At 66.0% G+C, this 17,891-nt stretch carries 19 protein-coding genes and 2 tRNA genes; 14 read left to right on the top strand and 7 right to left on the bottom strand.

The features are described from left to right. The first annotated feature begins 613 nt into the window (after window positions 1-613). The 12 genes from QQL87_RS14260 to QQL87_RS14205 all read left to right on the top strand — a co-directional run bounded on the left by QQL87_RS14260 (window position 614) and on the right by QQL87_RS14205 (window position 9,577). A complete protein-coding gene (locus QQL87_RS14260) occupies window positions 614-802 on the top strand; it encodes a hypothetical protein (RefSeq protein ID WP_284419100.1) in 189 nt (62 codons plus the stop codon). 37 nt (window positions 803-839) lie between these two features. Further along, a tRNA-Asp gene (locus tag QQL87_RS14255) sits at window positions 840-914 on the top strand. Window positions 915-957: 43 nt separating this feature from the next. Then, entirely contained in the window at window positions 958-1,494 is a 537-nt protein-coding gene (locus QQL87_RS14250; RefSeq protein WP_284419101.1) for an HNH endonuclease, read from the top strand. Between the two features lie 56 nt (window positions 1,495-1,550). Further along, a complete protein-coding gene (locus tag QQL87_RS14245; RefSeq protein WP_284419102.1) occupies window positions 1,551-1,781 on the top strand; it encodes a hypothetical protein in 231 nt (76 codons plus the stop codon). Window positions 1,782-1,994: 213 nt separating this feature from the next. After that, window positions 1,995-2,059: transfer RNA gene (locus tag QQL87_RS14240), tRNA-Ala, on the top strand. A gap of 384 nt (window positions 2,060-2,443) precedes the next feature. Beyond that, on the top strand, window positions 2,444-3,595 hold the full coding sequence (locus QQL87_RS14235) for a slipin family protein (RefSeq protein ID WP_284419103.1): 1,152 nt from the start codon (window positions 2,444-2,446) through the stop codon (window positions 3,593-3,595). Window positions 3,596-3,841: 246 nt separating this feature from the next. Further along, entirely contained in the window at window positions 3,842-4,129 is a 288-nt protein-coding gene (locus QQL87_RS14230; RefSeq protein WP_284419254.1) for a GIY-YIG nuclease family protein, read from the top strand. 284 nt (window positions 4,130-4,413) lie between these two features. Beyond that, complete coding sequence (locus QQL87_RS14225; protein ID WP_284419104.1) at window positions 4,414-4,545, top strand: hypothetical protein; 132 nt, start codon at window positions 4,414-4,416, stop codon at window positions 4,543-4,545. 202 nt (window positions 4,546-4,747) lie between these two features. Continuing rightward, entirely contained in the window at window positions 4,748-6,088 is a 1,341-nt protein-coding gene (locus QQL87_RS14220) for an RtcB family protein (RefSeq protein WP_284419106.1), read from the top strand. Between the two features lie 156 nt (window positions 6,089-6,244). After that, window positions 6,245-6,838: a 2OG-Fe(II) oxygenase gene (locus QQL87_RS14215; RefSeq protein WP_284419107.1), complete on the top strand. Its 594-nt coding sequence runs from the start codon at window positions 6,245-6,247 to the stop codon at window positions 6,836-6,838. A 273-nt stretch (window positions 6,839-7,111) separates the two neighbouring features. Next, window positions 7,112-8,455: an RtcB family protein gene (locus QQL87_RS14210; protein ID WP_284419108.1), complete on the top strand. Its 1,344-nt coding sequence runs from the start codon at window positions 7,112-7,114 to the stop codon at window positions 8,453-8,455. Between the two features lie 105 nt (window positions 8,456-8,560). Further along, window positions 8,561-9,577: a hypothetical protein gene (locus tag QQL87_RS14205; RefSeq protein ID WP_284419110.1), complete on the top strand. Its 1,017-nt coding sequence runs from the start codon at window positions 8,561-8,563 to the stop codon at window positions 9,575-9,577. A 16-nt stretch (window positions 9,578-9,593) separates the two neighbouring features. Here QQL87_RS14205 and QQL87_RS14200 read toward each other — a convergent pair whose 3' ends face one another. Genes QQL87_RS14200 through QQL87_RS14185 form a run of 4 tightly spaced genes read right to left on the bottom strand, consistent with a single transcriptional unit; the run spans window position 9,594 to window position 14,416 of the window. After that, window positions 9,594-10,184, bottom strand: coding sequence for a hypothetical protein (locus QQL87_RS14200; protein ID WP_284419111.1), 591 nt, complete (start codon window positions 10,182-10,184; stop codon window positions 9,594-9,596). Window positions 10,185-10,195: 11 nt separating this feature from the next. Continuing rightward, window positions 10,196-11,557: an ATP-binding protein gene (locus tag QQL87_RS14195; protein ID WP_284419112.1), complete on the bottom strand. Its 1,362-nt coding sequence runs from the start codon at window positions 11,555-11,557 to the stop codon at window positions 10,196-10,198. A 1-nt stretch (window position 11,558) separates the two neighbouring features. Next, window positions 11,559-14,057 (bottom strand): Hsp70 family protein, encoded by a 2,499-nt coding sequence (locus tag QQL87_RS14190; protein WP_284419113.1) that lies wholly within the window; start codon window positions 14,055-14,057, stop codon window positions 11,559-11,561. Next, window positions 14,054-14,416, bottom strand: a complete 363-nt coding sequence (locus QQL87_RS14185) for a hypothetical protein (RefSeq protein ID WP_284419114.1) — start codon at window positions 14,414-14,416, stop codon at window positions 14,054-14,056. Before QQL87_RS14185 ends, QQL87_RS14190 begins: the two co-directional genes overlap by 4 nt. Window positions 14,417-14,836: 420 nt before the next feature. On the opposite strand from QQL87_RS14185, the gene lepB reads away from it, so the two are divergent. Next, window positions 14,837-15,601 carry a signal peptidase I gene (gene lepB / locus QQL87_RS14180; RefSeq protein ID WP_284419115.1) on the top strand — a complete coding sequence of 255 codons (765 nt, stop codon included), beginning with the start codon at window positions 14,837-14,839 and terminating at the stop codon, window positions 15,599-15,601. Here the strand turns inward: lepB and QQL87_RS14175 are convergent, their stop codons facing one another. Beyond that, window positions 15,602-16,198 carry a cysteine hydrolase family protein gene (locus QQL87_RS14175; protein ID WP_284419116.1) on the bottom strand — a complete coding sequence of 199 codons (597 nt, stop codon included), beginning with the start codon at window positions 16,196-16,198 and terminating at the stop codon, window positions 15,602-15,604. A gap of 142 nt (window positions 16,199-16,340) precedes the next feature. On the opposite strand from QQL87_RS14175, the gene QQL87_RS14170 reads away from it, so the two are divergent. Further along, window positions 16,341-17,180 (top strand): LysR family transcriptional regulator, encoded by an 840-nt coding sequence (locus QQL87_RS14170; protein ID WP_284419255.1) that lies wholly within the window; start codon window positions 16,341-16,343, stop codon window positions 17,178-17,180. Window positions 17,181-17,277: 97 nt separating this feature from the next. Here the strand turns inward: QQL87_RS14170 and QQL87_RS14165 are convergent, their stop codons facing one another. Further along, window positions 17,278-17,562: a HigA family addiction module antitoxin gene (locus QQL87_RS14165; RefSeq protein ID WP_284419256.1), complete on the bottom strand. Its 285-nt coding sequence runs from the start codon at window positions 17,560-17,562 to the stop codon at window positions 17,278-17,280. An 11-nt stretch (window positions 17,563-17,573) separates the two neighbouring features. Further along, a complete protein-coding gene (locus QQL87_RS14160; RefSeq protein WP_284419117.1) occupies window positions 17,574-17,855 on the bottom strand; it encodes a type II toxin-antitoxin system RelE/ParE family toxin in 282 nt (93 codons plus the stop codon). Window positions 17,856-17,891 lie beyond the last annotated feature (36 nt).

The raw sequence follows: 17,891 nt of genomic DNA, 5'->3' as shown, positions 1-17,891 counted from the left end.
AAACGACACGCCCACCGCATCCCGCCCTCCACGTTCGTGACGATCGCGAAGCGCCCCTCTCATGAGAGCAGGACTGGCATAGAATGCACGATTTCTGATTTTTGGAAACAGAAAACTTTGCTGTCTTGGAGGCGGGCGCAGCGATCTCATTGACCGGGCACGACAAAATAAGTCATTTCGCACACGCGCTTTGGGTCTCGATAGAGGCCGCTGCCGGCGCTGGAGCTGTCAGAAGCGCGCAACTGATTTGCCCGACGACCAGTCCGGTTGTTGCAAATCTGTCGCGTTGCACGGGGCTGTGACGTCATCGCTTCGCGCTGTGGCCTTGACGGCTTCGGAAAATTCTGCGCATAGCTCTGCCCCATCGAAATTGACCGCCGATGTCAGGCGCTCTCTTGAGGACCACGACCGTGTTGAGCCTACGCTCACATCTTGCGAATGCCCCCGCCAACGACCGACCGTTTAGCTGGTCGCGCGATGGGTTCGGCATGGGCGCCGCCTGTCAGGGTCCGAAGTATCTCGCGCAGTCCCCAACGAACTCGGGACGCCAAATTCGAGCAAGAGCGTAGCCGGCGGCGGGATCTTACCCTCCGCACACAGAGCGGAGGGCCTGATGACCCGCACCAAGATTCCAGATCTCGAGACATGTGAACACGCGCGAGTACTCTGCTCGCCGGTGGCGCTTGCCTTCGTGCGCATTGTCATGGCTTGCCGCGGCGTGAGCGAGGCCAGGGCCCGCCAGATCTATCTCGACTACATCGATCGCGTTCAGCCGGATCTCCGGCCGGGCTCGATCGACTGACGACGATGATGCCTCCTGTGCGAGGCGTGCATAAACGGCCCATGTCCCCATCTGGTGAAGGGAGCGGATTGTCGATCCGTGAAGGCGAGTTCGATTCTCGTCATGGGCGCCAACACGACCGGGTGGATCATTGCCTCGGAGAAGGGAGGTCGACGATGTCAGCAACATATCCGGCGCTCGTTCTCAACGCCGACTTCCAGCCGCTGAGCTATTTCCCGCTGTCGGTGGTCAGCTGGGAGGATGCGATCAGGGCTGTCGTCAGCGAGTCTCACGTCGTGGTCGCTGAATACGACCGCGTCGTGCGCAGCCCGAGCGTGACGATGCGGCTGCCCTCGGTGATCGCGCTGCGCGACTATGTCAGGCCGGCGATGCGCGTGCCGTTCACGCGCTTCAACGTCTTCCTGCGCGATCGCTTCGAATGCCAGTATTGCGGTGGCCGCCATCTCCACGGCGAACTGACCTTCGATCACGTCGTTCCGCGTGCGGACGGCGGCGAGACGTCGTGGACCAACATCGTCGCCGCCTGCAGTCCCTGCAACGCGCGCAAGGACCGGCGCTACCTCAAGCCGCGGCGGCCGCCGTTCGAGCCGACGCGGCACGAGCTGATGGCCGCCCAGCGCCTGTTTCCGCCGCGATTCCTGCATGAGACGTGGCAGGATTATCTGTACTGGGACGTGGAGCTGGAGCGGTGACAACACGCGAACCGGCGTCGGCATCGACGCCGGTTCGCAATGCGGGAGGCTGATAGATGAGACACGAACTCATCATGCCGAATTGTACCAATCTCTCCGTCATTCCGGGGCGCGCGCAGCGCGAGCCCGGAATCCATAACCACAAGCGGGAGTTTGTCGAAGACAATCGCCACTGGCGTCTCTCGCCACATGACCAGTCGTGGCTATGGATTCTGGGCTCGCGCTACGCGCGCCCCGGAATGACGATGAGGATATGGCGTTGCCTGGTGAAAACACAAATTAATTAGTTAGTAGCGAACTAACACTTGCATGGCTCTGCCAACTGCTCTATCTGCAGCGTCCTTCGCCTCGGACATGGGTTCGGGCTCGCTGAGATCCCGACTGGTGCGCGCCGGTTTCCGGTGGCGTATTCCGCTGAAGCGAAGATGCGCGTCGAAGCTCATGGTGAGCATCGGGTGAGGGCCCGAGGGCATCGGTTCGAATCCGATCGACACACACAAGGATAGCTCAGTAGGTAGAGCAGATGAACAGCAATCATCGGGTCGCGGGTTCGACTCCCGCTCCAGCGCTCCGGAATAGCTTGAAAGCTAGGCGCCTCTTCTGACGAGGACCGGACGCGCGCTTCAGTCGCGGTTCGGCCGTTTTGCCTGAGATAATTCAAGGGCATCTCGACCTGATCAAGACACTGCAGAGCCGGCTCTGTGCCGCGGTGGATACCGTGCCGCGTGCGGCCGGGGAGGCTTGCGCATCATCACGTTCGCTTGGGCGGGCGTGAGGTGCGTCTGCGCCCGGCAGCATGCGACGCTCAAGCCGCGGTCCGCTCGGTTCATGCAGGAGGCGCCGTCCGGTCCTCACGTCCTTTGAATTTCCAACTGCTGCCGGCGATCGATCGGCAGCCAACAGAGCAGGGCCCGGCACGCGGCCGGACCTTGTGTGACAGGAGAGTATCATGAGCTGGCATGTCGTGATGAAGACGCAGACGGTGGCGGATGGCGAGCGGGCGCTGGTCTGGCGTGATGGCCAGCTGGTGCGCGTGCTCGGTCCCGGCCGTCATGCGCTGCTCGATCCGTTGCACCGGCTGACGGTGCAGGTGTTCGACGTGGTCAAGGCCGAATATCCGATCGAGCGCTACGCGGTGCTGAAGGCCGCGCGGCCCGATCTCGCCGCCGAGCTGTTCGAAGCGGTCGAGACCGGTGCGAACGAGATCGCGATCGTGAGCCTCGACGGCCGGCCGACGCATTTGCTGACGCCGTGGCAGAGCCGAGTCTACTGGAAGGTGGCGACCTCGGTCGCGGTGGAGCGTATCGACATCACCACGGACGTGCGCGTCAGTGCACGGCACCTGGCGATGATCGAGCGCAACCGGCCGAGCGTTGTGACCGAGGCCGTGGTCGAGAACCACGAGGCCGGTCTGCTTCACGTCGACGGCAAGCTGACGGAGCGGCTCGCGCCGGGCCGGCATGCGTTCTGGGTGGTCGGCCGCAAGATCGAGGTCAAGCGGCTGGACCTCAGGCCCACCGCGCTCGAGATCACCGCGCAGGAGATGCTGACCAAGGATCGCATCGCGCTGCGCGTGACCTTGACGGCGTTCCGCCGCATCGTCGACGCGGAGGCGGCGGTGGCGACCACACCGGACGTGGATGCGTGGCTGTATCGCCTGGTGCAGTTTGCGATCCGAGAGGCGGTCGCGTCGCGCACACTCGACGAGGTGCTGGCGGCCAAGGCCTCGCTCGATGCCGCGCTGCGCGACTACGTGCGCGCGCGGCTGGGCGGCTCGGGTGTGGAGGTGACGGAGCTCGGCGTGAAGGACGTGATCCTGCCCGGCGAGATCCGCGATCTCGTCAACAAGGTGGTGGAGGCGGAGCGGCTGGCCAAGGCCAATCTGATCCGCCGGCAGGAGGAGACGGCGGCGACGCGCTCGCTCCTGAACACCGCCAGGCTGATGGAGGACAACCCGCTGCTGCTGCGGCTCAAGGAGCTGGAGTCGCTGGAGCGCCTGGTCGAGAAGGTCGGCCGCATCGACCTGCATGCTGGTGAAGGCGCAGGCCTCGATGCGCTGCTGACAAGGCTGGTGCGGCTGAAGGCGCCGGATGCGGCGTAATGGGGCTGCGCGACGTGGCTGTGTGAATAGTCGCGTATGAACAGGAAGGGCCGCCTATGGGCGGCCTTTCGTTTTTGGGATGTTTGTAGGATGGAGTTGAAAACCTAATTGGGTTTCGTGAGTATGGATTCCGGGCTCTCGCTTCGCGAGCCCCGGAATGACCAGGGGAGAGATCACGTGCTCTCTCCACACGTCATTCCGGGGCGCCCGAAGGGCGAGCCCGGAATCCATAACCACGGCTCTCCGATGGCGTACTACGTCTATCTGCTTGCGAGCAAGAAACACGGCACGCTGTATCTGGGCGTGACGAATGATCTCGTGCAGCGCGTCCACGTCCACCGGACCAAGGCGGTGCCGGGCTTCACGTCGCGCTACGGCATCGGCCGGCTGGTCTGGTTCGAGATCTATGATGATCCGATCACGGCCATTGCCCGCGAGAAGGAGCTGAAGAAGTGGCGGCGCGACTGGAAGATCAGGCTGATCGAGGAGCAGAACCCGAGCTGGGATGATCTGTACCCGGGGATTTGTGGCTAGGGGCGCGCCTTACACCGCTTGTCGTGGTTATGGATTCCGGGCTCAGCCCTTCGGGCTGCCCCGGAATGACGTGTAGAGATAACCCGTGATCTCTCCTCCCGTCATTCCGGGGCGCGCGTAGCGCGAGCCCGGAATCCATAGCCACGGCAATTCGTGATGTGCTCCGTCGGTGCCATATCGCCACGATTTCACGTCATCTCCGCGGCTCTCACTTTACAAATCTGAAAACTCCCTGTAATTGCACGCCCCAACTCATTCGGCGGAATTCCGCCACCGAGAGACCCATGCCGATATCGAACGCACGCCAGATCAAGGACATCGCGCTGCCGCAACTGCGGCATCGTGATTGCGTCCTGTGCGTGCCGGCGGTCGCCGCGGTCAGCGCGCTGCTGCGTCACAATCAACTACCAGCGTAGCGAGGCAGCGGATCGATCCTCTGCCTTGAAGGCCAGAGAGACGATCCGCCAGGCTCAGGTCCCCTTGGGGACACTCCATCAGATCCATCTCTCTGTTTGCAGCAACCGACTCGCGCGGCGTCACGTCATGCGGGTCTTCCACGCGAGCGCCGTGTTGGCGCTGGTGTGTACCGGCATTCGAACACGAGAAGAGGAGGATCACATGCGGGCCGATCCCTATCAGGAACGCGCGAGGCAGCTGGCGGTCGAGGCCGGGCTCGATCCGGATGCGCGGGTGGAGCGGCCCGGACAGCGGTCGATGCCTCTGTGGTGCACCTTCCGCGACGCCGCCCGCAAGGAGCAGCTCGCGCGCGAGGCGGCAGCGCTTGGCGACACCGTCGCGGGCCGGCCGCAGGCGGCGCAGTATCAGAACAGCCCGCTGAAGGTGTTCGGGACGCATGAGGATGCGACCATCGCCCAGATGCGCAACTGCATGGCCGTCGGCAACGCCGTGGCCGGCGTGATCTGTGCGGACGGCCATCTCGGCTATGCGCAACCGGTCGGCGGCGTGATCGCCTATGAGAAGCAGATCAGCATCTCCGGCGTCGGCTTCGACATCGGCTGCGGCAACATGGCGGTGCGGCTCGATACGCAGTTCGCTGCGATAGAGGACAAGGTCGGCACGATCATCAAGGATGTCGCCAAGGTGATCTCGTTCGGCGTCGGCCGGAAGAACGCCGAGCGCGTCGAGCATGAGCTGTTCGACGATGCCGATGCTTGGCGCATGTCCGACATGGACGCGTACCGGCAGAAGGCGGTCGGGCAGCTCGGCACGGTCGGCTCGGGCAACCACTATGTCGATTTGATGCGCGACGAGGCCGGCTTCGTCTGGATCGGCGTGCATTTCGGCAGCCGTGGTCTCGGCCACACCTCGGCGACGCGCTACCTCAAGGCGGCCGGCGGCAAGGACGGCATGAACGTGCCGCCCGCCGTCGTCGACGAGGACTCGGAGATCGGGCAGCGCTACATCGCCGCGATGCAGCTCGCCGGGCGCTACGCCTATGCGGGACGCGAGTGGGTGGTGGAGCGCGTGCGCCAGATCATCGGCGGCGCGGTCACCGACAGCGTGCACAACCACCACAACTACGCCTGGCGTGAGACCCACGACGGACGTGACCTGTGGGTGGTGCGCAAGGGCGCTACGCCGGCCTTTCCGGGCCAGCGCGGCTTCGTCGGCGGCTCGATGGGCGACGACGCCGTCATCATCGAGGGCGTGGAGTCGGAGGAGGCGAAGGCCTCGCTGTACTCCACGGTGCATGGCGCCGGGCGGCTGTTCGGCCGACGCGAGGCCAAGCGCCGCTTCACGCGCGAGGAGATGGACGCCTGGCTGCAGAGCCGTGGCGTCACCCTGGTCGGCGCCGATCTCGACGAGAGCCCGATGGCCTATCGCCGCCTGCCGGAGGTGCTGGCCGAGCACGCCGGCTCGGTGAAGGTGGTGCACAGCTTGCGGCCGTTCGCCGTGGCGATGGCCGGCGAGGGCGAGTTCGATCCGTTCAAGGATTGAGCAAGTCGCCCGCATGAGCGCAAGCGACATGCGGGTTCACCGATGCAGCGCGTGAGACCCCGGATGTCGCCTCCGCCTGCGCCCTGACGGGCGCAAGCGGAGGCTCATCCGGGCTACGCGACGACGCGAAAGTCTGAAAGCGTGATGGAGCAAGACATGAGCGAGATCAGGTGGAGAGCGAAGAACGTCGGCACGATTGCGGGCTTTCTCTCGGCGAACGAATGCGACGACTATGTCCAGCTCGGCGAGGCGATCGGATTCGCCGAAGCGCCGATCTCGACTAGGGAGGGCATGGTGATGATGAAGGACGTTCGCAACAACGATCGCGTCATGGTCGACGATCCCGCGCGTGCTCTGGCGCTCTATGACAGGCTCTCCGTTCATCTGGCGCCGCGCTTCCAGAAGAAATGGACCCCGTGTGCGCTGAACGAGCGACTTCGGCTTTATCGCTACGATGTCGGGCAGAAGTTCGACTGGCATCTCGATGGGTATTTCGAGCGGCAGTCGGATGAGCGAAGTCACTTCACGTTCATGGTCTATCTCAATGACGACTTCGAAGGCGGAGCAACGTCGTTCAGGGATGAGTATGGAGCAGCAGTCGTAGGTGACTCGTTTCGGATCACCCCGGAGAGGGGCATGGCGCTGCTGTTCCATCATCCGATCATGCATCGCGGCGATCGCGTGACGAAGGGGCGCAAATACGTGCTGCGGACCGACGTGATGTATCGGCGCGTGATGTCGCTCGCATGAGCGCAAGCTTTCTCCGCACGTCATTCCGGGGCAGCCGCGTAAGCGGCTGAGCCCGGAATCCATAACCACGAGCGGTGATGGGGCGAAGACAAGCGCCACGGGCATCTCGCGCCTCGCATCTGCCTGGGGCTATGGATTCCGGGCTCGCGCTGCGCGCGCCCCGGAATGACGGGAGGAGAGAGCGTGCGTCCGTCCGATGCGGCTCGGTCTGCGCGAATGAACGCAATCGCCGCCCGCAGCAACAAACGAATCTGACTGAACACGAGACCCGCCATGATCGACGGAAACATCCTGATCGCCTGGGGCTTCAAGCCCGGCCGCTGGTTCAAGGACGGGCTGGCGACGGCCAATGCGATGCGTGCGGGCGGCGCCGATGACGATGCGATCTTCGCGGCGCTGCAGGCCCTGCAGCCGGCCGAGGCGCTGATGCGCACCAATGGCGTGCCGTTCGCGATGCTGATCGAGGCTGATAACGACATGGAGCGCGCCAATGTCGCGGCGGTCGCGCAGCACATGGATGCCCTGATGCGCGTGCCGACGATCGTCGCCGGCGCGGTCATGCCCGACGCCTGCCCGTCGGGGACGGCGCTCGGCACCATCCCGGTCGGCGGCGTGGTGGCCTGCGAGGATGCGATCCATCCGGGCTTCCACTCCTCGGACATCTGCTGCTCGGTCGCGGTGACCGTGTTCGCGCGCAAGGACGACCCCAAGCGCATTCTCGATGCCGTCCACGCCGTGACCCATTTCGGTCCGGGCGGACGCGACCGGCTGCATCAGCCGCCGGATGAGGTGATGCAGGGGTTCGAGACCAACCCCTTTCTGAAAGGGCTGCAGCGCTTCGCCGTCGGCCACTTCGCCACGCAGGGCGACGGCAATCACTTCGCCTATGTGGGGCACCTGAAGTCGACCGGACAGCCGGCGCTGGTGACGCATCACGGCTCGCGCGGTCTTGGGGCGCAGCTCTACAAGCGCGGCATGAGCGTGGCGAAGCGGCATGCGGCGATCCATGCGCCGAAGGTCCCGGAGCACAGCGCCTGGATCAGGGCGTCGAGCGAGGACGGCCGCGCCTATTGGGACGCGCTGCAGGTGGCGCGTCTCTGGACCAGGGCCAACCATCACGCCATCCACGATCTCGCGGCGGCCAGGCTCGGCAACAAGGTGGTCGACCGGTTCTGGAACGAGCACAATTTCGTCTTCCGCAAAGCCGACGGGCTGTACTACCACGGCAAGGGCGCGACGCCGAACTGGTCCGGCTTCTCGGCCGATGATGACGGCCGCACCATCGTGCCGCTCAACATGGCCGAGCCGGTGCTGATCCTGAAGCACAGGGACAACAAGGACGCGCTCGGCTTCGCGCCGCATGGCGCCGGCCGCAATCTCGGCCGCAAGGCGTTTTTGCGCGCGCATCGTCCCGAGCTGCCCGCCGGCATCGACGCGCGATTCTATTGCGGCAAGCCCGACCTGTCGGAGCTGCCTCAGGCCTACAAGAACGCCGCGTCAGTGCGGGCGCAGATCGCACGCTTCGGGCTCGGCGAGGTCATTGACGAGGTGATCCCGTACGGCTCGATCATGGCCGGCGACTGGGAGGAGAGTGCGCCGTGGCGGAAGAAGCGGTGAGGCAAGTCGCCTGACACGTGCGCCTGGTTGACAGACGTCGCGCGGCTGCCGCACCTTGTCATGGCAATACGGCTCGCTCTTCGACGCCGCTCGCTTGGGCTACGCATGACCACGGCTCTGGATTCCAACGCCTTCCACGTTCTCGGCGCTACGCCGCACGATCCCGTCGCCCGTCTGTTCGGACTGGCCGATGACAAGGCGCTGATCGGCGATGCCGAGGTGAGCCGCAAGGCCTATGCGCAACTGACCAATCCACGTGCCCGCCTGGCCGCCGAGCTTGGCTGGCTGCCGGGTCTGACGCCGGAGCAGGCGTCATTGGGCCTGGGCTGGATCGATCGCCTCGGCGAGCCCGGCGCGAGCGCGCGGCTGCCGGCGCTCGCTCGGGCCAATCTGATCGCGGCCGACATCGAGCGAAGACCTGGTCCGATGGACGCCGCGGGCGTCGTCGACGCAATCCTGCGTCTTGCCTCCGCCAGCGAACCGATCGATCTGGCGAGGCTGCTCGACGATCTCAACGCGGATCGCGTGATTGCCGGGATGCCCGTGGTGCAGGATGTCGACAGCGTTGCCAGCGAGCTGGAGACGCAGCGTCGCCATCACATGCGCGTCGTCCGCGACCTGATGGATCAGCTGCCGACCGCCGCGCTTATCAAGGCGTTCTACGAGCTCATCGTCCAGAGCACGCTCGGCCTGCGGCAGCCCGCGCCGCGGCTGGTCCGCGACCTCGGCGATGCCTATGAGGTCGAGGCACAGGCCTTCGTCGCCGGCGAGGCCGCCAATATCGACCGGCTGATCGCGCGCGTGCAGGCCGAGGCGGCGCGGCAGGATAGCCGGATGCTGCAGACGATCGACATGTTGGGCCAGGTCGCCGCCAACTGGACGCGGGTGATGGGGCCGATGCAGCTGTTGCAGCGTGCCAACGGCATTGATCATGCGGCGAGCCGCGCCGTCGCGTTGCGGATGCGCGGGCTCGCCTTGTGGCTGGTCAACGAGCGGCGCATGGCGGAGGCGATGCAGCGCATCTATGCCATCCTGCGCCGCGAGTTCGGGCTGCTCATCGAGCTGTCGGCGCGCCTCGAGGAGGATCTCGCGCCAGCTCAGACGCAGCCCGCGGCGGGCTAGATCGGGCCGCGAGCGGTCAGCGCCAGGCCGCCAGCCGGTCCATCGCCTGCATCTTCAGGGCAGGGCGGAGCACATCGACGCGCCGTTGCGCGATCGCCAGCTCCGAGGGCTGATAGTTGTAGTCGAGGCAGCGCAGATTGTAGTCCGCCACCAGATCATTGTAGCCGTTGAGCTGTGCCGGAGACGACTCGTCGACGAGCGGCTCCATGACGTTGAGGCGGGCGCTCTCGGCCAGGCAGTACAGGATCTCCGACCGGTTCAGCCAGCGTCCCTTGCCGGCCAGCGGCTTGACCTCAGTGACCGCGGATTCGAACGTCGGCGGTGCCGGCGCAAACACGGGCTTCTGCGACGGCTGCCCCGGCCCACCGATATCAGGCACGATTGTGTTTGGCACGTAGGTCACTTTGGTCGGAACGTAGGCCGGATTGTGGGGAAGCGCCGTGACGATCCTCATGACGAGCAGCAAGCCGCCGATGATCAGGGCCGTCACCGTGCGGCCGTCGATCCCTGACGAGGCCGCGGGCGCGACGACCTGCTGCGGCAGCGTCGAGACCTGCGTGGCAAGGCCGGCAAATCCCATCGGCTCGTTGCTCGGAGATGTGCTCATGGCGCGTCGTCTCAGATGAATCCGATGCGGGATTTCGTCAAAGCGGGATCGCGTGCGGCGGCCGCGGCCAGCGCCTCCGTCAGGCACGCCCGATCGATTGCGGCGAGCTTCGCCTTGGCCGCCAGCCTGGCGCTCTCGCGCATCACGAAGGCCGCATCCGACAATGGCCGCCCGGCGAGGCGCTGCGCGAGCCAGCCGAGATCGACATCTGCCGCCGTCGGCAGGCCAGCGAACATGGCGGCGAGCATCGCCTGGATTTCGTCAGCCGCCGCGTAGTCGACCCGGAGGATGTGATCGAAGCGGCCGCGCCGCAGGAAGGCGGGATCGATCATGTCGAGCCGGTTGGTCATTGCGATCACCAGCACGCCCGCCGCGCTCGCCTCGGGAATCCGCCGCAGGAATTCGGCGACCTCCTCGACGCGATGCTGGCTCGATGCTCCGGCCTCGCGCGTCGCCAGAAAAGCCTCCATCTCGTCGACGATGATGACCGAGGGAGCGGCGGCCATCGCGTCGCGGAACAGCCGCGCCACCTTGCGGCTGGTCTCGTGGATGTAGGGGCTCGCAATCGAGGTCGCGTCGATGGTGAAGCTCGGCCAGCCGAGAAACTTGACCAGCTGCTCGACCGCAAAGGTCTTGCCGCAGCCGGGCGGTCCCTCCAGCACGATCGCGGCGGGATGGCCGATGCCGAGCGCTTGGTAGCGCGCGCGGTTCTGCACGATCTCGACGACGTGGTCGTTGAACAGCGCCTCGATCGCCGGACGGCCCGGCAGGCTGAAGCGTCCTTCGGGGACAGCGCGCGCCCCCGCTGCGCTGGTTGCCAGCGGGTCGTCCAACCCGGCCGCCTTGACGACGTCCTCGAGCTGGGCGGCTGGCAGCGGGCAGGCCTGCAACCCGGTGACCGGAACGGCCGACACCAGCAGCCCGCCGGTGAGCCACGAGCCCAGCACCACGGCATCGGGCACCGCGTCGTCGGCCCATGATGTCGGCAGCAGCCGCGACAGCCGCTCGACATAGATGGCATCATGCAGCGCCGCCTTGCGGTCGCAGGCCCGCGTCGCTTTCAACGCCGCGGCGAAGGCCAGTGCCTGGCGCTGCTGGCGCGGGGCCTGGCATCTGTCCACCGGGGCCAGCACCTGGCTCGCGCTGCTGGCAATCGCGGCAAACTCCTGCTCGCCGAACCGCAGCCATGCCAGCGACGAGCGCGCGACGAGTCCGGCATCCACCCATCGGTTGGCGAGGTCCAGGCGCGCAACGAGCGCTCGTCCGCCCTCCCGGGTGTGAAAGCCCTGCCAGTCGTCGCCGCTCCAGAGCAGGCCGGAGAGATGGGCGTTGGGCGTGATTTCGAAGCCGATCGGAAGCCAGCTGCCGGACATCTCAGCCCCGCGCGATGTTCGAGACGGAAAGCAGGTCTTCCGCGTCGGTCAGCCAGATCCGGTCACGTTCGAGCTCAACGAGGAGGCCGCGCAGCCGCTCGATGTCGCCACCCGCCAGCCATTGGCGGCCTTGCCTTGTCAGTTCGGCATGCCGGTCGAGATCTGAGAAAAGGTGGGGGTGACCCTCGTCATAGTTGAACCGCTGGATGATGAACCAGTCCTGCCGGTACAGGATATGCGAGATCTTCTGGTTGAGCTGGCGGACAAAGGCTTCGAACTCGGGCCGCGGATCGTCGATCGCGCGTTCGGCGCTCTTGGCCATCATGTCGAAGGCGGTCTCCTCCGAGGGCTTCGCCCAGCGTCGGATCTCCCGGTCGAACTCATTCAGCAGGCCGGCGAGCTCGGCCTTTCGAACAATCTGACGCTTGGCCTTGCGGGTCGCGGCAATCAGCTCCTTGGCCTTGTCGACATCATCCATCGCCTGCTTGGTCGTTTCCGGGTTGGCCTCGTCCGGCGCCAGCGCCATGGCGCGATCGAGCCGCTGACGGGCGACCGCCAGCATCGGGTTGGACGGAAGATGCCGTTCGAGATCGAGCAGCCGGCGGCTCGTCAGCGACGCGTCGTCGCGCGCGCGCCGGGCGGCGGCGGTGTAGTCGATGGTGCCTTCCCGGCGGGAATAGAAGTTCTTGTCCTGCCGGACCGAGGCGCCGATGCTGGGCACCGACACATCGAGCACGATGTTGCCGGAGTCGAGAATTTCATATTCGCAGAACAGGTCCGCTCCGGCGGCGATCATGCCGTCGGAAAAATCCTGGCCGGTGATCTTGAACACACCGACGCAACGATTGTCCGAGACCGGGCTCTCGATATCGCCCTCGCGGATCACGAAGTTGAGCGCGGCCGAGGAGCCTGCGCGCAGCGGCTCCATCGCCTTGAAGCGCTTGTGGCCTGTGACGGGCAGGGCGTCGCCCTTGCGCACGAGATAGTCCAGCACCAGCGCGCCGCCGACCCGGTCGCGGACCTCGATGCCGATGGAATGTGAAGCCGGAATCGCGTCGACGGTTGCTGCCGTCCGCGCGATCGCGATCCTGTCCTCCGCGAGCGGCATCGGCCCGCCGTCCGGATCGAAAACGAACACCTTGAACAGGTTCTCGCCGGCCTTGGGCAGCGGCACCTCAGTGATGGTGCCGTCGCGCAGCTCCGAACGTCCCGACGACCAGCCGGTATCGAGGCTGTCGATCTGGAAGGCGCAGCCAGGCAGCGGCGCGGCGCCGAGACGCAGCGCGATCTTGGCCCGGTCATCCGGCGTCCGCGCCACGTGATTGAAGCTGATGTTCATCGGCCCGCCTGACGTCACGGTGCCGCGGCTGCTCTTGCGGGCGCGGTTGTGCAGGCTCCAGTCGATCGATTCGGCGAACACCGCGGCGCCTTCGGCCACGGCGGTCATCGGGCGCACCTCGGTGGAGGCGGCGATGCCGAGCTCGGCCGCGACGCGGTCGCGCAGCGGCTTGTACTGGCTGGGGCCGCCGATGAAGACGATGCGCTCGATGAGACTTCCCGTGAGGCCCGCCATCGTGATCGCCTCGCGGGCCGCGTTGACGGCTTCAAGGATCTTGTCGTCCATCAGCCCGTCCAGGGCAGCACGGGTGACGGGACAATCCAGATAGATCTCGCGGTCGGCGCGATCGCGCACGCCGAGGTCGAGCTCGGAGGCCGCAATGATCGCCTGATCGCTGCGCGACAATTCGATCTTGGCGCGCTCGGCCGCAAACTCGGCCATCCGCCGCAGCCGCAGGAAGGCCGGTTGCGCGGCGAAGTCGGCGGGCATGTCGAAATGATCCGTCAGCCAAGGCCAGACCACGCGCTCGACCAGCAAGCGGTCGAAGTCGCGGCCGCCGCACATCGCGATTCCGCCCTGGCTCAGCAGGCTGACGCGGCCGCTGACGCTCTGGGCAATGGCGATGTCGAGGGTGCCGCCGCCGATGTCGAACACCAGGAAGATGCCGTCCGAGCGCTGCCGGTGCATCACGCTCATGACGGCGGCGACGGGCTCCTGCATCAAGGCTACCTTGCCGATGCCGGCCGCCTGAGCAGCCTCCATCGTGGCGTCCTTCTGCATCTGGTTGAACGCCGCCGGGACAGTGATTACGGTGCCGGTGTCGGGATCGTTGCGGATCTCCTCCGGCAGATAGCCGAACAGGACCTTGAGGATCTCGGCCGAGCAGGCTTCGGGCGTCATCACCATGTCGACCGCGCTCAGCGTGATGGGCGTCGCGCTGCCCATCATGCGCTTGAACTCCTTGGCGACGTTGTCCGGCGCGCGCGCCGCATAGTCATAGGCGCGCTGTCCGACGAAGCGGTTGCCGCGGCGATCGACGAAGATCACCGACGGCGTCACGTCGGTCTGCTCGGGGCTCTTGTGAAGCACGATGTGCGCGCCGTCATAGCTGCAGATCGCGCTGTTGGTGGTGCCGAGATCGATACCGACGTAGTGAGTCATGGTTCGGCCTTCCGCAGCAGCACCGTGCCGGAGCGCACCAGGCCGGACGCGTCCATGACGATCGGCTCGATCATCTGGTCGACGACCAGCTCGTCGTCTGGGCCGAATTCCGCCAGGTTGAGCGCATGGGCCGCCGTCCCCGTGAGATAGGGCTGGCCTTCGAGCGATACGAAGCGCAGCCCGGCCTCGGCGAGGCACGCGTCCAGGCGGCGCAGATAGTAGCGATGCTGGCTGACGAACCTCGCCGTGTCCTCCGCCTCGAGCTTGGCGAGAGCAAGCTGAAACAGCCGCTGGAAACGCCAGCTGTCCAGCGCAAGTGCCAGCAAGGGCCCGCCCGGTTGGTGGGATGAGTCTTCCATGGCAGCGTCTTTCGTTTCCCGGACCCGATGCGGTTGGACCCCCGCGGCGCGTGCTCAGGCCGAAAGAGGCGACAGTCCTGGCGCGCGATCGAGAGCATCGCTTGCCTTGGACGCAGGCTCGCGGCGATATTGATATGACGGAAATTGAAGATGCAAGAGGCAACAGGCACCCGTCACAACCGAAGGCGCTGCTCGTGGTCCCGGCTGCAACACTGCGCAGATCATGTGGCTGTCGTGGCCCTGGAGTTGCTATATGGAAGGTGGGCGATGATCGTGATTGCGGGCGGAGAGCGAACCCGGCGTCTGCTTTCAATGGGAATTAAGGTGTGTTTCTCATGAATACAACCGATGCGCTCTGCGGTTGCCACTGCACGGCGCGATCGTCGATCATCCGTGCCGGACATTGCGATGGGAAAGGTCATGACAAGTATTGAGGCGGGGGCAGTCAAACCGCAGGGTGAGCCATGGTGGGCGATCACGGCCATCTTCGCCGCAGGGTTCGTGTTGCTCTGCCTGCTGCTGGGCTCGCCGCTGCTGATCCGCACCTTTCTGTACCAGCCGTTCAACATCCCCGCCGGTTCGATGCAGCCGACCCTGCTGGTCGGCGACTACATCTTCGTCTCGAAATACACCTATGGCTGGGGCCGCTACACCTGGCCGTTCTCACCGCCGGCGTCGGGGCGGATCTGGGGGCGCGATCCCGAGCGCGGTGACGTGGTCGTATTTCGCCTCAAGGACGGCAAGACCGACTACATCAAGCGCGTCGTCGGACTCGGTGGCGATCGCATCCAGATGAAGCAGGGTGTGCTGTTCATCAACGACACGCCGATGCCGCGTGAACGGCTGGAGGATATGGTCGGCCGCGACGTCTGTGGCGGCGGGCCGACCGAACGGGTCAAGCGCTGGCGCGAGACCTTGCCGAACGGGGTGAGCTACGAGACGCTGGATTGCTTCGACAACGGCTTCTTCGACAACACCGGTGTCTACGTCGTCCCGGCGGGCCATCTGTTCATGCTCGGCGACAACCGTGACAATTCCACCGACAGCCGCGTGACGACCATGGGCTTCATTCCGGTCGAGGACGTGATCGGACGCGCCGCGATGATTTTCATGTCCATCGCGGAGGCGAAGGGCGGGCAGCCCGGCAAACTCCGCACCGAGCGGATTGGGACTGTCGTGCGCTAGCTAGACCAGTGCCGCGCCGTCGCGGGCGATGATCGCGAAGCGATCGGACAGCTCGGCGAGCGCGACCTCGTGGACCAGCGCCGCCGGCAAGGTGCCGCCCTTGCCGTCGGGCAGGTCGCGCGTCGCGCAGCTCGCGGCGTCGATGGTGACGCGCCAGCCGAGATCGAGCGCCGCGCGCGCGGTCGACGAGACGCACATGTGGGTCATCAATCCTGCGAGCACGACGTTGTTGCGGCCCGCCGCAACGAGCCGCGCCTGCAGGTCGGTGCCGGCGAAGGAATTCGGCAGTGTCTTTTCGACGACGGCTTCGCTTGCGAGCGGCGCCACCGCGTCGGCGATCGCGCCGCGCGGCGCTTCGCGGTCGAACAGGCTGCCCGCCTTGCCGCGATGGGCGACGTGAATGATGACGCTGCCGGCAGCACGGGCGCGCGCGAGCAGGCGGGCGGCCTGTGCGATCGCGGCGTCGGCGCCCGGCAGCGCCAGCGGGCCGTCGCGATATTCGTTCTGGATGTCGATCAGGACGAGGCTGGACTCGGCGAGGGCGGGCAGGCTGAGATCGGCACCAGCCATTTGCAGCAGCGTCGGAGGAACGGTCATGGCGAAATCCTGCGTTGTGAGTTGACCCGCTTACCGTAGCCGGGATCGTGCCTGCATGAATGCAGGGATTTTGCAGCCGGCGGCTGCAGGATTGCAGGCGTGCGCTGTGCCATGCTACGGGCGGAGGATGAGCCCTGGTGATCTGAACTGGGACGACCTGCGCATCGTCGCCGCGGTGCGCGACGCCGGCAGCTATGCCGGCGCCGGCGCGCGGCTGCGCATCGACGAGACCACGGTCGGCCGGCGGCTGGCGCGCATCGAGATAGCGCTCGGCGTCCGGCTGTTCGAGGCGATCGACGGGGTGCGGCGGCCGACGGCGGCGTGCGAGACGGTGCTCGCGCATGTCGAGGCGATGGCGCATCACGCGGCCGGCATCGCGCAGGTCGGTGCCGCCCAGACCGGCGTGAGCGGCCGGTTTCGTATCGCCGCGACTGCGGCCGTTGCCGAGAGCATCCTGGCGCCGCGCACGGCCTCGCTGCTGACAGCGCATTCCGGTCTGCGTCTGCACGTGCTCACCGCCAGCCACAATGTGAGCTTCTCGCGCTGGCAGGCCGACTTCGCCATCCGACTGCGCAAGCCCGACAAGGGCGATTTCACCATCGCACGGCTCGGCAGCCTCAGGCTCTATCTGATCGAGCCGGCGAGCGCGGCGCCGAGCTTCGTCTGCGCCTATCCCGACGCGCTCGATGCCATTCCCGAGCAGCAGATCCTCAAGCAGCGCAAGCTCATCGACGCGGCGCGCTGCATCACCGACAATGTGCGGGTGATGTCGGAGGTGCTGCGCAGCGGCCAGGCCGCGGCCGTGCTTCCCGAACATGCCTGCCACGATCTCCTGGGCGACCGCACGCTGCGGGTGACGCAGCTGCCGCGCCGCCGCGACGTCTGGCTGCTGGTGCAGACCCATCTGAAGCGCGATCCCGCCGCTCGGGTGGTCATCGACTGGCTGCGCGATTGCTTTGCGGACTATCAGGCCCGCGACTGAGCCGGGCGCGGGAGACCCCGGATGTCGCGATCGCCTGCACCCTTGCTGGCGCACGCTGTCGCTCATCCGGGCTACGAGACCGAGGCGTGCGCGGCAGTCAGGCCACCTCCCGCGGCACGATCTTCTTGTAGTTCTGTGTCTGCTCCGCCTTCGACAGGTCGTACGCCGTCTGCAGGTTCATCCAGAAGCGCGGGTCGGTACCGAAATAGCGACCGAGCCGGATTGCGGTGTCGGCAGTGACATCGCGGGTGCCGCGCATGATCTCGGTGAGGCGGTTGGGAGGGACGTCCAATATCTTCGCGAGCGCGCGCGCAGACAGTCCGAGAGGAATGAGGAATTCCTCACGAAGCACTTCGCCAGGATGAGTGCGCAGGCGGGGCATCATCGTCTCCATCAGTGATAATCCACGATCTCGACCCGTTCCGGACCGTCCGGCGTCCATTCGAAGCAGATCCTCCATTGCTGGTTGATCCGAATCGAATATTGGCCGCGCCTGTCGCCTTTGAGGGTCTCCAGCCGATTTCCTGGTGGCGACCGCAGATCGTCGAGGCGGACCGCGGCATCGATCATGTCGAGCTTCCGCAATGCGATGGCTTCGAAGCTCCGCCACTTTGCGGGACATATGTGGTCGCGGAACAGCCGCTCCGTGGCCCTGTCGGCGAAGCTGCGGATCATGCACCATCATCTGATACGCGACGCGTAACAGTCAAG

It is taken from the genome of Bradyrhizobium sp. SSBR45G (genome assembly GCF_030159255.1).
In the GTDB taxonomy this organism is placed as follows: Bacteria; Pseudomonadota; Alphaproteobacteria; order Rhizobiales; family Xanthobacteraceae; genus Bradyrhizobium.
This window is presented reverse-complemented; position numbering and strand designations above follow the sequence as displayed.

Bases quoted from the DNA above. Each gene is read 5' to 3' on its own strand.
- QQL87_RS14260 (WP_284419100.1), top strand. From the start codon at position 614: ATGACCCGCACCAAGATTCCAGATCTCGAGACATGTGAACACGCGCGA.
- QQL87_RS14250 (WP_284419101.1), top strand. From the start codon at position 958: ATGTCAGCAACATATCCGGCGCTCGTTCTCAACGCCGACTTCCAGCCG.
- QQL87_RS14245 (WP_284419102.1), top strand. From the start codon at position 1,551: ATGAGACACGAACTCATCATGCCGAATTGTACCAATCTCTCCGTCATT.
- QQL87_RS14235 (WP_284419103.1), top strand. From the start codon at position 2,444: ATGAGCTGGCATGTCGTGATGAAGACGCAGACGGTGGCGGATGGCGAG.
- QQL87_RS14230 (WP_284419254.1), top strand. From the start codon at position 3,842: ATGGCGTACTACGTCTATCTGCTTGCGAGCAAGAAACACGGCACGCTG.
- QQL87_RS14225 (WP_284419104.1), top strand. From the start codon at position 4,414: ATGCCGATATCGAACGCACGCCAGATCAAGGACATCGCGCTGCCGCAA.
- QQL87_RS14220 (WP_284419106.1), top strand. From the start codon at position 4,748: ATGCGGGCCGATCCCTATCAGGAACGCGCGAGGCAGCTGGCGGTCGAG.
- QQL87_RS14215 (WP_284419107.1), top strand. From the start codon at position 6,245: ATGAGCGAGATCAGGTGGAGAGCGAAGAACGTCGGCACGATTGCGGGC.
- QQL87_RS14210 (WP_284419108.1), top strand. From the start codon at position 7,112: ATGATCGACGGAAACATCCTGATCGCCTGGGGCTTCAAGCCCGGCCGC.
- QQL87_RS14205 (WP_284419110.1), top strand. From the start codon at position 8,561: ATGACCACGGCTCTGGATTCCAACGCCTTCCACGTTCTCGGCGCTACG.
- QQL87_RS14200 (WP_284419111.1), bottom strand. From the start codon at position 10,184: ATGAGCACATCTCCGAGCAACGAGCCGATGGGATTTGCCGGCCTTGCC.
- QQL87_RS14195 (WP_284419112.1), bottom strand. From the start codon at position 11,557: ATGTCCGGCAGCTGGCTTCCGATCGGCTTCGAAATCACGCCCAACGCC.
- QQL87_RS14190 (WP_284419113.1), bottom strand. From the start codon at position 14,057: ATGACTCACTACGTCGGTATCGATCTCGGCACCACCAACAGCGCGATC.
- QQL87_RS14185 (WP_284419114.1), bottom strand. From the start codon at position 14,416: ATGGAAGACTCATCCCACCAACCGGGCGGGCCCTTGCTGGCACTTGCG.
- lepB (WP_284419115.1), top strand. From the start codon at position 14,837: ATGACAAGTATTGAGGCGGGGGCAGTCAAACCGCAGGGTGAGCCATGG.
- QQL87_RS14175 (WP_284419116.1), bottom strand. From the start codon at position 16,198: ATGACCGTTCCTCCGACGCTGCTGCAAATGGCTGGTGCCGATCTCAGC.
- QQL87_RS14165 (WP_284419256.1), bottom strand. From the start codon at position 17,562: ATGCCCCGCCTGCGCACTCATCCTGGCGAAGTGCTTCGTGAGGAATTC.
- QQL87_RS14160 (WP_284419117.1), bottom strand. From the start codon at position 17,855: ATGATCCGCAGCTTCGCCGACAGGGCCACGGAGCGGCTGTTCCGCGAC.